At 59.4% G+C, this 12,539-nt stretch carries 12 protein-coding genes; 6 read left to right on the top strand and 6 right to left on the bottom strand.

From position 1 onward, the window contains the following. Positions 1-10 precede the first annotated feature (10 nt). Complete coding sequence (maiA, locus tag ABIE13_RS13730; protein ID WP_354444301.1) at positions 11-658, top strand: maleylacetoacetate isomerase; 648 nt, start codon at positions 11-13, stop codon at positions 656-658. A 26-nt stretch (positions 659-684) separates the two neighbouring features. On the opposite strand, the gene ABIE13_RS13735 is transcribed toward maiA, so the two are convergent. Then, complete coding sequence (locus tag ABIE13_RS13735) at positions 685-1,530, bottom strand: IclR family transcriptional regulator (RefSeq protein WP_354444303.1); 846 nt, start codon at positions 1,528-1,530, stop codon at positions 685-687. A 159-nt stretch (positions 1,531-1,689) separates the two neighbouring features. Between ABIE13_RS13735 and ABIE13_RS13740 the strand changes: the two genes are divergently transcribed. Genes ABIE13_RS13740 through ABIE13_RS13750 form a run of 3 tightly spaced genes read left to right on the top strand, consistent with a single transcriptional unit; the run spans position 1,690 to position 4,993 of the window. Next, on the top strand, positions 1,690-3,342 hold the full coding sequence (locus ABIE13_RS13740) for an MFS transporter (RefSeq protein ID WP_354444305.1): 1,653 nt from the start codon (positions 1,690-1,692) through the stop codon (positions 3,340-3,342). A gap of 37 nt (positions 3,343-3,379) precedes the next feature. Further along, positions 3,380-4,342 (top strand): carbon-nitrogen hydrolase family protein, encoded by a 963-nt coding sequence (locus ABIE13_RS13745; RefSeq protein ID WP_354444307.1) that lies wholly within the window; start codon positions 3,380-3,382, stop codon positions 4,340-4,342. A gap of 12 nt (positions 4,343-4,354) precedes the next feature. After that, positions 4,355-4,993 carry a flavin reductase family protein gene (locus ABIE13_RS13750; protein WP_354444309.1) on the top strand — a complete coding sequence of 213 codons (639 nt, stop codon included), beginning with the start codon at positions 4,355-4,357 and terminating at the stop codon, positions 4,991-4,993. Between the two features lie 50 nt (positions 4,994-5,043). Here ABIE13_RS13750 and ABIE13_RS13755 read toward each other — a convergent pair whose 3' ends face one another. From ABIE13_RS13755 to ABIE13_RS13775, 5 genes are all read right to left on the bottom strand, one after another. Beyond that, on the bottom strand, positions 5,044-5,835 hold the full coding sequence (locus tag ABIE13_RS13755; protein WP_354444311.1) for an IclR family transcriptional regulator: 792 nt from the start codon (positions 5,833-5,835) through the stop codon (positions 5,044-5,046). A gap of 8 nt (positions 5,836-5,843) precedes the next feature. Continuing rightward, entirely contained in the window at positions 5,844-7,025 is a 1,182-nt protein-coding gene (locus ABIE13_RS13760) for an MFS transporter (protein WP_354444313.1), read from the bottom strand. A 43-nt stretch (positions 7,026-7,068) separates the two neighbouring features. Beyond that, positions 7,069-8,049 (bottom strand): Bug family tripartite tricarboxylate transporter substrate binding protein, encoded by a 981-nt coding sequence (locus tag ABIE13_RS13765; RefSeq protein ID WP_354444315.1) that lies wholly within the window; start codon positions 8,047-8,049, stop codon positions 7,069-7,071. 86 nt (positions 8,050-8,135) lie between these two features. Continuing rightward, a complete protein-coding gene (locus tag ABIE13_RS13770; RefSeq protein ID WP_354444317.1) occupies positions 8,136-8,309 on the bottom strand; it encodes a DUF2783 domain-containing protein in 174 nt (57 codons plus the stop codon). Further along, positions 8,309-10,006: an FAD-dependent monooxygenase gene (locus ABIE13_RS13775; protein WP_354444319.1), complete on the bottom strand. Its 1,698-nt coding sequence runs from the start codon at positions 10,004-10,006 to the stop codon at positions 8,309-8,311. Before ABIE13_RS13775 ends, ABIE13_RS13770 begins: the two co-directional genes overlap by 1 nt. A gap of 155 nt (positions 10,007-10,161) precedes the next feature. Between ABIE13_RS13775 and ABIE13_RS13780 the strand changes: the two genes are divergently transcribed. Both ABIE13_RS13780 and ABIE13_RS13785 read left to right on the top strand, forming a co-directional pair. After that, positions 10,162-11,337 carry a homogentisate 1,2-dioxygenase gene (locus ABIE13_RS13780; protein WP_354444321.1) on the top strand — a complete coding sequence of 392 codons (1,176 nt, stop codon included), beginning with the start codon at positions 10,162-10,164 and terminating at the stop codon, positions 11,335-11,337. A gap of 20 nt (positions 11,338-11,357) precedes the next feature. Continuing rightward, positions 11,358-12,503 carry an alpha/beta hydrolase gene (locus tag ABIE13_RS13785; protein ID WP_354444323.1) on the top strand — a complete coding sequence of 382 codons (1,146 nt, stop codon included), beginning with the start codon at positions 11,358-11,360 and terminating at the stop codon, positions 12,501-12,503. The last annotated feature ends 36 nt before the right edge of the window (positions 12,504-12,539 follow it).

Consider the following 12,539-nt stretch of genomic DNA (forward strand, 5'->3'; position numbering starts at 1 on the left):
GACTCTGTTTATGACCCGAATTCTTCATACCTACTTTCGCAGCTCTGCTGCCTACCGTGTCCGCATTGCGATGAACCTGAAAGGCTTGTCGGCCGAGCAGGTCTTCGTGCACCTGACGCGAAATGGCGGAGAGCAATTCACCGATGCGTTCCGTGCGCTGAATCCGCAGGGACTGGTCCCCGTATTGGTTGACGACGATGTGCAGGTGAGCCAGTCGCTGGCCATCATGGAGTACCTGGACGAGGCCTACCCTGACCGCCCGCTTTTGCCCAAGACCTTGGGAGACAGGGCGTTCGTGCGTCAGCTTTCGCTGAGCATTGCCTGCGATATCCACCCTCTTAACAACCTGCGCGTGTTGAAGTACCTTACGACCACCTTGGGAGTAGACGAAACGGCAAAGTCCGCATGGATCGCCAACTGGATCACGCAAGGATTGGAAGCGGTGGAGGCTGAGCTGGTGCGCCGTCCGGCATCAGCGTTCTGCTTGGGTGATACCCCCACCATGGCCGATTGTTGTCTGGTGCCGCAAGTGTTCAGCGCGCAACGCTTTAATGTCGATCTCTCGCACTGCCCCACGGTACTGAAGGTCCATGCGAACTGTCAGGCACTGTCGGCGTTTGCGGATGCGCAGCCCTCGCGTCAGCCGGACGCTGAATAAGCGGGCCGGACCGCGCAAAAAATGAATCAGGGCGTCACTGTCTTCGTCCAACCGGCTACTTCGGAGATGGACTGAGCCTTTTCTATCAGTAGCTGCGCCGTTTCCGAGCCCAGATCATCATCGAGTGATCCCACAGGTCCCATCACGGTGATGGCGGCTTTCATTTCTCCGAGCATGTCGAAAATGGGTGCTGACATGGAGGTGAAGTGCGGCAACAACGCGTCGCGGCAGCGGCTCATGTGATGGGTGAGTACTTCCTGGCGCATGGCTTCCACGTCGCGCATGGTGTATTGTTTCTCGTCGCCACTTTTTCTCAGGCTGGAAAGCTCCTGGTCCACGAGGTCCCTGGTACTGGCGGGCGGCAAATGCGCCAGGAAATTTCGACCCAGTGCGGAAGAGAGCAGGGGCAGCACGCTGCCCACACGCAGTTCCAGCAAAGGGCGGCTTCGGCTACCTTCCACGCGGTAGACGATGGTGGGCCCCTTGTTGCCCCACACGCCCAGAAATACGGTCTGACCTGTGATGGCTGCCAGTTCTGACATCGCCGGGCGAGCGGTGGTGAAGACGTCGAACTGCTCCAGCGCAGCCAGGCCCAGGCGCAAAGCATAAGGCCCCAGTCCATAGTAGCCCGTGTCAACCTGCTGGTGCACCAGGCCTACTTTCTGAAAGCTCACAAGGTAGTAATGAACATTGGGCACCGTCATCTGACAGGTGTCTGCCAACTCCTTGAGCGGTAGTGGGCGCCCCGCGTGGCGGATGGTGTCCAGGATGCGAAACCCTACCTCGATGGACTGTATGCCTCTGCGAGCACTGGCTGGCTTGGGCCCATCGCCTTTTTCGCCTTTTTCAGCCTTCATCGATGCTCTCGCCATGCGATTTCCTCTTGTCTTTAGCAACTGAGTTTAGCAGTGCAAAACGATGGAAGCGACCTCACAAATACGGGTAATTACTAATAGATGGGTTGACGATATGAAATTGATAATAGTTAATGCATACAGCATTATCAATCTAAAAGACGAAGGCTCAAGCACATGCAAGCGACCATTGCGCAGGCAAACAGAGGTCAGGAACAAACCCTGACTCGAAAGGAAGAACGCCAAGTCGTGCTGGCTTCCACCCTCGGAACGCTCTTTGAGTGGTACGACTTCTTTATCTACGGCTCGCTCGCTGTATTCATGAGCCAGGTGCTCTTTCCGCAAGACAACCCCACCGTGGCTTTGCTGGCCGCGCTGGGTGCCTTGGCCGTGGGCTTCATCATTCGTCCACTGGGCGCCGTGATGTTCGGCTACCTGGGCGACAAGTGGGGACGCAAGTACACCTTCCTCATCACGGTGGTGATGATGGGTGGCGCCACGGTGTTGATAGGCTGCCTGCCCACCTATGAGTCGGTGGGCCATCTGTCATGGATCCTGCTGCTGACTCTGCGGGTGATCCAAGGACTGGCCGTGGGTGGCGAGTACGGTGGCGCGGTGATCTATGTGGCCGAGCATTGCGAGCCCAAGCGGCGCGGTCTGCTGACAGGCTGGATTCAAATTACTTCCTCTGCTGGCCTGATTCTGTCGTTGGTCGTTATCCTGGCGACTCAGGCCTCCATGAGTGCGGAAGACTTCCGCCAATGGGGCTGGCGTCTGCCCTTCATTCTGTCCATTGTCATGCTGGCTATTTCGATCTACGTGCGCGCCAAGCTGCATGAATCGCCGGTGTTCACTCGCATGAAGAAGGAAAACCGTCTGTCCAAGAACCCCGTCAAGGAAACCTTCGGCCAATGGTCCAGCCTGCGACTGGTGCTGATTGCCTTGATCGGTGTGACAGCAGGTCAGGGCGCCACCTACTTCACAGGCCAGTTCTACGTCATGATTTTTCTGCAGCAGGCAGTGCAGCTGGAGCAGAAGACCGTGTATCAGTTGGTGGTTCTGGGCTTCATCATTGGCGCGCCGACCTTCGTGCTGTTTGCATGGTTGTCCGACAAGATTGGTCGCAAATGGATCATGATGACCGGCTTGTTTGTGGCCGCGCTGGGCTACCACGCCATGTTCGGTGCCTTGCTCAAGGCCGGAAACCCCGAACTTGCGCAAGTGATGCAGACCACGCCGGTCCGAATCCATGCGGACACCGGTGATGGCGCCTGTGACTTTGGCTTGCAGGCCGCACTGGTCAGTGCGCACCCAGATCACAAGAAGATGTGTGTGCAGGCCAAGAAACTCCTCGTATCCAAGGGCATCAATTTTGAGTATGCAGAGCCCCTGGCCGGGCAGAACATCGCCATGACGGTGGGCAACACCACGGTGAATGGCTTTGACGCCAAGGCATATTCCACGGCGCTGTCAGAGGCCGGTTATCCGCAGCGCGCTGACCCTGCGCGTATTGACCGGATGAGCATCGTATTGATACTGGTGTTGATGACGGCGGTGGTTGCCATGGTATATGGCCCCGTGGCGGCCTATCTGGTGGAGTTGTTTCCGGCTCGCATCCGCTACACGGCGCTGTCCTTCCCTTATCACATTGGGGCGGGTATCTTTGGGGGCATTGTTCCGTTCACGGCGACCTACCTGGCTCAGGCCAGTGGGAACATCTTTGGCGGCCTGATGTATCCGGTGGTGGTGACGGCAGTAGTTGGTGTGATCGGTTCTATCCTGTTGCCCAACACGCGAGCCAAAGCCATTGATGAAGAATATGTCCGTTGAGACGGGGTAATCCACATCATCGAGATTGAGAGAAAGTATGAACAATCACAACCCATTCAAAGTCGCAGTCGTTCAAGCAGCCTCGCTGCCGCAGGACAGCATGGCCACGGCGCGCAAGGCGGCGCAGCTCATTCAGGAGGCTGCTGCCAACGGCGCCAAGGTCATGGTGTTCCCGGAAGCATTCCTGGGTGGCTATCCAAAAGGGAACTCCTTTGGCGCACCCATCGGCATGCGCAAACCGGAAGGCCGCGATGCCTTTGCGCGGTACCACCGCCAGGCCATCCGTCTGGATGGCGAGGAGGTGGCACTGATAGAGCAAACCGCTATCGAGACCGATTCAGTGGTCGTGATCGGTTGCATTGAAGTGGATGGCGGAACGCTGCACTGCACGGCGCTCTACTTCAACGGCAAGCAAGGCTTCGCCGGGAAGCACCGCAAACTCATGCCGACTGCTGCTGAGCGCCTGATCTGGGGCTTTGGTGATGGCTCAACCATGCCGGTCATCGATACGGCCTATGGCCGCGTGGGTGCTGTGATCTGCTGGGAGAACTACATGCCCATGCTGCGCACTTATATGTACAGCCAGGGTGTGGCGATCTATTGTGCGCCCACGGCGGATGACCGCGACACCTGGATCCCCAGCATGCGCCACATCGCGCTGGAAGGGCGTTGCTACGTACTGACTTCCTGCCAGCATTTGCGCCGCGATGCGTACCCGGAGGATTTCGAGTGCGCACTGGGCAATGCCCCCGACACTGTGCTGATGCGTGGTGGCAGCGCCATCATCGGACCGCTCGGTGAAGTATTAGCGGGCCCGGACTACAGCGGTGAGACGATCTTGTACGCCCAGGTGGATCCGAACGAAATCCTGCGGGGCAAGTACGACTTCGACGCGACCGGGCACTATTCGCGCCCTGATATTTTCCAGCTGCACGTGGATACCCGTCCCAAGCAGGCGGTGGTGCCTATGGCGTCGGCGCAGCCGCTGTCGGAGAGCTGAGGAGAGCTATTCATGTATTTTGATTTTGGGGCGCAACCGGCGCAGACCAACTACAACCTTCTGACTGCCACGGTGACCCCACGTCCCATTGCGTGGGTGACGACGCGATCCAGTACCGGAGTGTTGAACGCAGCGCCATACAGTTTTTTCAACGTCATGGGGCATCAGCCACCTACGGTGGCGCTGGGCATGATGCGCCACGCAAGCGGTTCGCTGAAAGACACAGCCGCCAATATTCTGGAAACCGGCGAATTTGTAGTGAACCTGGTGCCGGAGAGCCTGGTTCAACAGATGAACCAGACCTGTGCGGACTACCCGTCGGATGTGAATGAGCTGGAGCAGGCGGGGCTTGTCGCTTTACCCGCCCGGCATGTGAAGGCGCCGCTCATCAAGGGCAGCCCTGTGTCGCTGGAATGTGTGGCGCTCACCTCGCTCGTCACCGGCCCCCACCAAACGGTAGTGATTGGGCGGGTGCTGGCGGCGCATATTGATGATGCGCTGGTGTTGGATGCAGAGCAAGGCTTCGTCAACACGCCAGCACTCGGGCTGATCAGCCGCATGCACGGAGGCGGCTGGTACGCGCGCAGCACAGATCTCTTCCAGGTGGCAAGGCCGGTGGAGCCTCAAATGACGGTGGGCCAGGGCTCTTGATCAAAGCCTCGTAGGTTGAGGCGACGTTGATTTACGTCTCAGCTTCGTCTTCAGGCTTGCCCGGCTTCCTTGGAAATCGCGCGCGCTGCTTCCACCAGGCGCGGCGCAATCCTCTCGCGCATCACGCGCTCGGTCAGCAAGTAGGCTGGGCCTCCACAGCTGACGGCATACAGCTCGCCGCCGGGGCCGTGAACGGGCACGCCGATGGCGTGCATGTCGCGATGCCAGTCGCCGAAGGAGGAGCAGTAACCGTATTCTGCGTACTCCTGTACAGCAGCTTCCAGCTTGGCGGCCTGCTTTCGCCAGTCCTTGCCGGCTGCCTGACGAAGCTCGGTCAGCAGGTCGGCACGCGCGTGTGCATCCAAAGCGGCGGTGTACACGCGCCCCATGGCCGAGGAAGAAATGGCAAGCCGCAATCCGACATCCAGGCGTGACAAGATCACCGCCGAATGCGGTCTGATGGCGTCAATGACGACGATATCCAATCCCTCGCGAACACCCATGTGCACAGCTGCGCCGGCAAATTCCGCTACTTCTGCCAAATGAAGGCGGGCATGACTGCGCAGATCGAACTTTCGCAGGTAGGCGCTGCCCAATTCCATCACGCCTGCCCCCAGGGTAAAGCGCTCGCTATCTGCCTGTTGCCGAAGATATCCCGCGGAGACCAAGGTAGCAGCCAGGCGCGATACGGTGGCTTTCGGAATTTTGGTGGCATCTGCCAGCTCACGGTTGCTCATGGACCCCGGTGCTCTGGCGACGACTGTCAGCACGGCCAGGCCGCGTGCGAGCGCACTGACTTCGTCCTTGGAGGTAGCGGCGGGGTTCAGCGTGTCGTCGGTCATGGCATGGATCAGGAAGCGGGCATTGCTTTTGATTTTAGGGGAGGGCACACATAGCGCATGGCGACCTGACCGAGGACGATCATCCCCACAGCCATCGCGGACAACGCGCCTTGCATTCCCCAGTGCTTGAACAGTACACCAAAGACCAGCGGTCCCAGGCCTTGGCCTGCAAAGAAGCTGAAGGCCAGGAGCGCTACCCCGGAGGCTCGCGCCACAGCGGAGAGCTCGGTCGCTTGCGTCTGCAGCGAGTTGTGCAGCATGTAAAAGCCAAATCCAGCGGCAAAGAGAAGGGCCGCAGCGCCTTGCACTCCGGGCAGCGAGATCAACAGTGCGCAGCATGCCGCACCCATGAGCGAACCCCACAAACACATGCGAGCCATGCCCAATTGCGTCACGAGTCGCCGGACCATGCTGGCATACAGAAGACCTCCGGCGCCGAAAGCACCAAGGACCAAGCCGGCCTGAGAAGAGACAGAAGAGGGTTCCGTCGAGCCAAGAAGTGCACTGATGTGCGGGAAAAAGCCAAAGAACAGAATCCCTTCTGCCGCGACGCAGGCATACACCCATGGCGCCTTGGGATTCTGAAACACCTGCCTGTAACCACTGAAGGGAGAGCGCGTTGATCCAGATGGCTGAGCAGGCGCAGACACGTAGTGGCGCAAGCCAATCCACGCCAATATGGCGGCCATCACTGCGACGCTCGCTGCAGAGGCCAGAGCGCTCCACCAGCCCCATTGGTCTCCCATGAGGCCACCGAGTACAGACCCCAGCATCTGCCCTGAGATGATGGCAAAGAGCATGCGGCCGATCATGACCTGCCGCTCCTTGATCTCGAATTGGTCTCCCAGGCTGGCCAGCACCAGCGGAATCAAGCCTCCTGCGAAAGCCCCCGCCAGCACCCGCGTGGACAGTAACGCACCAAAGCTTGGCGACAGCAGGCTCACCAGCAGGGTTGCGCCAAGCCCGAATGCGCACACACGGATGCACTGAGTCTTGCCAAAACGATCACCCAGGGGGCCGAGGATGAGTTGCGCCAAGGCGTAGGGCACGGCAAAGCAGGTGGTGAGCAGCGCCGCCTGGCTTGCGCTCACCTGAAACTGCTCTGCAACCATGGGGATGATAGGGTCTGTCACCCGCAGGGCAAAGCCGCCTGCAATGGCGCAGGCGGCGTAGATCAAAAAGACGTTCACGGGGTAATGGCCGTTTTCAGATTCAGATAAATACGTCTTTGTCTCAGTCGGCGCGGATGTTCAGGCGGCGCATGACGGTGCCCCACTGAGCACTGTCTTCGCGCATCATGCGGGCGTGTTCTTCAGGTGTGCTTGCCACGACCGTAGAACCACCACGGACATACATCTCCGAAACTTCTGGCGAGCGAACGGCTTTCATCAGCTCGGTGTTGAGCTTGTTCACGATCTCTTTTGGGGTACCGACAGGAACGAAGAACTGCTCCAGACCTGGGAGATCAATGCCTGCAACCCCTGCCTCAGTCAGCGTGGGCACGTCAGGAATCGCCGGCAGACGTTCCTTGTCAGCCACGCCCAGGATCTTGACCAATCCGCCCTTGGCATTGGCAATGGCGGTGCTGGGGCCGTCGAAGACGAACTGGATCTGGCCTGCCAGCAGATCGCGAACGGCATCGGTACTGCCCTTGTAAGGCACATGCACGATGTCAATGCCTGCATTGGCCTTGAGCAGCTCGCCGTTCACATGGCCGGATGAGCCCAGGCCGTAGGAGCCGTAGTTGATTTTTCCGGGGTTGGCTTTGGCATAAGAGACCAACTCCTTGAGCGTGCTGTACGGCGCTTTCGCGGTGGCCACCAGAATCGTGCGGGTGCGTGCCGCCACACCGACTGGGGTCATGTCCTTGAAGACATCGAACGGGGGTTTCTCGTACAGATGCGGCAGTTGGCTGGTGGTCACCGTGATCGTATAGAGCACCGTGTAGCCATCGGGTGGGGAGCGCATCAGTTCACGCACGGCGATACCTGTGGACGCGCCTGGTTTGTTTTCCACCATGACCGGAATGCCCAGCTGCTGCGACAGTTTGTGGGCAATGGCCCGTGCTTGCACATCGGACGAACCTCCGGGTGAGAGCGGCGAGATGATGCGCAGCACCTTGCCTTTTTGAGGGAATGGGTCAGCCGCGTGTGCCGGCAGGGTTGCACAGGCCAAAATAGCCGCCAGGCTCAGGATGCGCGTCAATGTGCTCATGTCTCTTGTCTCCTCGTGTTGTAGGGTCGATATCGCGGTGGTGCCGTGCGGAGGCACGGGATTGCACATGGGGAGGGCTTACGCGTTCAATCTGTTTGCAAAGCAATCGCTATCGCTTCGTCTACGGCTTGCCGGGTGCCCACACGCTTCATCAGCAACAGGGTCAACCGTGCCAGCACCATCTGTACCTGTGATGGATCGAGCGGGCCGAGCTTCTCGCATAGCTTGGTATAGAGCGCGTCCAGGTCTTCTTCATTCATCACACGGTCTCCATTTCTGCTTGCACTACGCGTTCCAAGGCTTGCTTGATCACGGAAGGCGCCGGGGATTTCCATCGACCCATGACGTGCCCATCTGGTCGCACAAGGTAGACCGTGCCGGGCACGGCGTCATACATGGCGAAGAGCCGGCCTGAAACGTCGACGGCGGTGGATGCGTTCTCCAAATTTTTGCGTGCGATCGCATAAGCCTGCAGAGGCACGCGTGACGACAGCTCGGCTACTGTGTCTGCCCAATCCGTGGGCAAGGACTCGCCCTCACTGAAATAGAGCACCGTGAACTGCGGTTTCAGCAGGTCGGTGAGGTGGCCTGGTTTGCCGTTGAACTCCAGCGGGCACTCTAGAAGAATATCGCCGGGGCGCGGGCCGCGACTGAACACGTCGGCGGCATCTGCCGGGATATTCAACGCAGACGTCACCAAAGGAATGGCGGAGTGCTGCCGTGGGTTCAGGAGGCTGCTGAACCAGGGATCCTTCTCGCAAAGGGAAAGTACAGCGTTGCGCATCAAACGCGCTGCAGGCGTAGGTGGTGCCATGAACTCGGCGCTCTTGGATGCAAAGCGGTGGTTTTCCCGCGCCGCGTAGACACGCTCGCTGCTGTAGGTCTCGAGCAGTGGGGGCGCCGCGATACCGCGAACCACAAAGGCCAGTTTCCAGGCCAGGTTGTGGGCATCATCGATGGCCGAATTCATTCCGCGTACGCCGAAGATCGGCACCAGATGGGCGGCATCTCCTGCAAACAGAACCCTGTCGTGCCAGTAGCGTTCCAGGGTCATGGCACTGGCCCTGTACAGGCTCATCCATACGGGCTTCCACTCCTTGCGTATGCCCATCATTTCAAGATGCCTGTTGACTTGCGCGAACACGCGCTCGGGCTTCATCTCTTCGACTTCGTCATCGTCGTCTTGTAATTGGTAGTCGAAGCGCAGCATGCCGCCGGGCTTTTTGTACATGAGCAATGTGCCGCCCGGCTTGGAGGGTGGATCGAACCAGCAGCGCCGCCCCACCGGCAGGCCTTCGGTGTCGATTCGGATGTCAATAATGACGTAGCGGCCCTCGTGACGATGGCCTTGCAGTCGCAGGTCCAACAGTTCGCGAACTGTGCTGCGCCCTCCGTCGCAGGCCACCAGCCAATCGGTCTCAAGGGCGTAGTTTCCCTGCGGGGTTTGGACCTGGAGGCGGACTCCGTCACCAAGCTGCTTGACCTCGTCCACCCGGCTTTGCCAACGCAGATCGATCAAGTCGCTGCGGCGCTTGGCCGCATCCACCAGGCATTGCTCAATGTAGTTCTGCAGGTGGCTGATGGCCGGTGGATGCTTCTGACTGTCGTCGTGTGGCATCTGAAGCCGGAAGACTTCACGGTCACGGTAATAGGTCCAGCCTGTGCTCCAGGCATGGCCAGTGCGCATCACTTCATCGATGACACCCAGTTGCTCCAGGATCTCCAGCGTGCGCCGAGTGAAGGCGCCTGCCCGGCTGCCCGAGCACACGGTGTCGTCGGATTCGAGCACCACGCTCGCGACGCCATGGTTGGCCAGGCCCAACGCCAACGCCAACCCGGTTGGCCCTCCGCCAGCAATGACCACGCTGTGGCGTTGGGTGTCGCATCCGTCCATCAATTCCGGCACGCGTGCTGCGTGATGGGTGTAAGGAAAGTACTCCTCGAAAGTCAGTTCCATCTGGTCCTCGGTCCGATCACGCTGTATGGCGATCAATGACGGCGATATTATTTTGGAACAGTGTTTTATTTTATTGTCGTAAACCCGGATGACACTTTTCTGCGCGCTCTATACGCTCGGCGTCATCACATTCCTTTCATTGCCCTGTTCCTACCATGCCTTATTTCATGCAGATGGGTGACATCCCACGCAAGCGGTTCTCGCAATTCCAGCGTCCTGAGGGCGGCCTTTATGCCGCGGAGGTGATGGGTGAAGAGGGCTTTTCTTCGAACATGTCGCTCCTCTACCATCGCCATGCGCCGTCTGCCGTGACGAAGTGCGATGTGGTGGCGCACCCACAGCAGGAGCAGGAGGGCCTGACTCCGAACCATCCGTTGCTTCCACGCCTGTTCACCACGACGGGCCTTCAAACCTCTGCAGACCCCGTACTTGATCGCACAGTTTTGTGTGGAAACTCGGACGTACGGGTTTCGTTCATGGTCAGCGAAAAACCTTCGTCTCTCTACCGCAATGCGCAAGGGGGTGAGTTGCTCTACGTACATGACGGGTCCGCGCGCCTGGAGACGGTTTTCGGCAGCATCGATGTGGCCCGCGGCGACTATGTGGTCATCCCCAAGGCGACCACGCACCGCTGGGTGCCCACAGGCAGTGAGCCACTTCGTGCGCTGGTTTTCGAGACGGCAGGTCATGTGCGGCCGCCGCGCCGTTACCTCACGGCGTACGGGCAGTACAACCAGGAAGCTCCGTATTCCGAACTTGACTTGCGGCGCCCGCAGGGTCCCATGTTGACGGAAGGCCGTGAGGTCGACGTGCTGGTCAAGAACCGAAATGGCCTGACCCGCTATACCTACCAGCGCCACCCGTTTGATGTGGTGGGCTGGTTTGGGTGCAACTATCCGTATGCCCTGAACATCTCTGACTTTTCTCCGATCACCGGCAGTTTTCACAGGCCTCCACCGGTGCACCAGGTATTCGAAGCGCCAGGCTGCGTGTTCTGCAATTTTGTGCCCCGCATGCTGGACTATGACCCACGGGCCATGCCCATTCCCTCCTACCACTCGAACGTAGATTCAGATGAACTGATCTTCTACGCCGAAGGGAATTTCTTCAGCCGAAAAGGCAGCGGTATCGAACGCGGGGCCTTGAGCCTGCACCCTGCTGGACACATCCATGGACCGCACCCGGATGCTTATCAGGGAGGGGCAGCGCGCGTGGGGCAACACACGGAAGAGTGCGCCGTGATGCTCGACACCTTCAAACCGCTGCTGCTTGGAGGCGCCGCCCTAAGCAGTGAGCGCCCTGACTACTACACCTCTTGGAACGCACGCTGATGCAAGGAGATGCCAAAAAAATGAACAGACGCGAACTCTTGGCGGTTCCCATGCAAAGCACGGGAGAGATGGATGTGCAGTCCGGCGTGGCACGCCGCGCTGGCTTGCTGTGGTGTACCCGCCATCGCGCTTCAGGCATTGGGGGGCCTATTGCCAAGACGGCCGTGGTGGTGGTTCACCCCTCGTCCAACTTCATGGGGCACTATGCGCTGGATGCGCTGGCTGAATGCGGGGTGGATGCTGTCGGCATGAGCACACGCTATATAGGCAATGAAGCCATGCTGATCCTTGAACACTGCGTGGTGGACATAGGCTCTGTCATCCGCCATCTGCGAACTGAGGGTTACCAGCGTGTGGTGCTTATCGGCAACTCAGGTGGTGGAGGCCTGGTGGCGCTCTATCAAAACCAGGCAGAAAAACCCACCATCACAGCGCCGCCAGCGGGCGGTCCGCCAGATCTGACCAAGGCCGACCTGCCCCCGGCCGATGCACTCATCATGCTGATGGCGCACCCCAGCCGAAACATTGTGCTCACCGAAAAGTTGGACCCCGCCATTCTGGATGAGCATGAGCCTTTCCGCCGCGACCCCGAACTGGACCTTTTCAATCCAGACCTCAAACCCCCTTACACCGCAGCTTTTCTGGCGCGGTACAAGGCAGCGCAACTCGCGCGCAGCGAACGCATTACTCAGTGGGCGCTGGACCAGCTCGCGTTGCTGAAGCTGAGAGCAGACCCGCGCCTGGACGATCTACCCTTCGTGGTGCACGGCACCATGGCAGATCCGCGCAATCTGGATCTGACACTGGATCCATCCGACCGTGCGCCCACCACGCAATGGGGCCCGCCTGCCGTGGCGAACTTCATTCCAGCCTCGATTGGCCACTACACAAGCTTGCGCTCATGGCTTTCGCAGTGGAGCATGCGTCTGTCCAACGGACATGGCCCGGAGCGCTTGAACACTGTGCAAGTTCCCGTGCATGTGATCTATGGCACGGCTGATCCAGGCTGCTATCCAGGCCATGCCAAGATGTTGTATGAAGGTGTGAAGCACGATCGGAAGTGGCTCACGCCGATTCAGGGCGCCAAGCATTACCTCTTTGATCAACCTGAGCATAAGCGCACCTGCTGCAAGCTCATAGCAGACTGGTGCCATTCGCTGCCGTGACACTCAGTCCAGTCAGCACCTCGCGAGCCTGACCTC

The organism is Ottowia thiooxydans, from assembly GCF_040548795.1.
Lineage (GTDB): Bacteria > Pseudomonadota > Gammaproteobacteria > Burkholderiales > Burkholderiaceae_C > Ottowia > Ottowia thiooxydans_A.

What these genes read in the sequence shown, in the direction of transcription:
- maiA (WP_354444301.1), top strand. Translation starts at nt 11, where the DNA reads ATGACCCGAATTCTTCATACCTACTTTCGCAGCTCTGCTGCCTACCGT.
- ABIE13_RS13735 (WP_354444303.1), bottom strand. Translation starts at nt 1,530, where the DNA reads ATGGCGAGAGCATCGATGAAGGCTGAAAAAGGCGAAAAAGGCGATGGG.
- ABIE13_RS13740 (WP_354444305.1), top strand. Translation starts at nt 1,690, where the DNA reads ATGCAAGCGACCATTGCGCAGGCAAACAGAGGTCAGGAACAAACCCTG.
- ABIE13_RS13745 (WP_354444307.1), top strand. Translation starts at nt 3,380, where the DNA reads ATGAACAATCACAACCCATTCAAAGTCGCAGTCGTTCAAGCAGCCTCG.
- ABIE13_RS13750 (WP_354444309.1), top strand. Translation starts at nt 4,355, where the DNA reads ATGTATTTTGATTTTGGGGCGCAACCGGCGCAGACCAACTACAACCTT.
- ABIE13_RS13755 (WP_354444311.1), bottom strand. Translation starts at nt 5,835, where the DNA reads ATGACCGACGACACGCTGAACCCCGCCGCTACCTCCAAGGACGAAGTC.
- ABIE13_RS13765 (WP_354444315.1), bottom strand. Translation starts at nt 8,049, where the DNA reads ATGAGCACATTGACGCGCATCCTGAGCCTGGCGGCTATTTTGGCCTGT.
- ABIE13_RS13770 (WP_354444317.1), bottom strand. Translation starts at nt 8,309, where the DNA reads ATGAATGAAGAAGACCTGGACGCGCTCTATACCAAGCTATGCGAGAAG.
- ABIE13_RS13775 (WP_354444319.1), bottom strand. Translation starts at nt 10,006, where the DNA reads ATGGAACTGACTTTCGAGGAGTACTTTCCTTACACCCATCACGCAGCA.
- ABIE13_RS13780 (WP_354444321.1), top strand. Translation starts at nt 10,162, where the DNA reads ATGCCTTATTTCATGCAGATGGGTGACATCCCACGCAAGCGGTTCTCG.
- ABIE13_RS13785 (WP_354444323.1), top strand. Translation starts at nt 11,358, where the DNA reads ATGAACAGACGCGAACTCTTGGCGGTTCCCATGCAAAGCACGGGAGAG.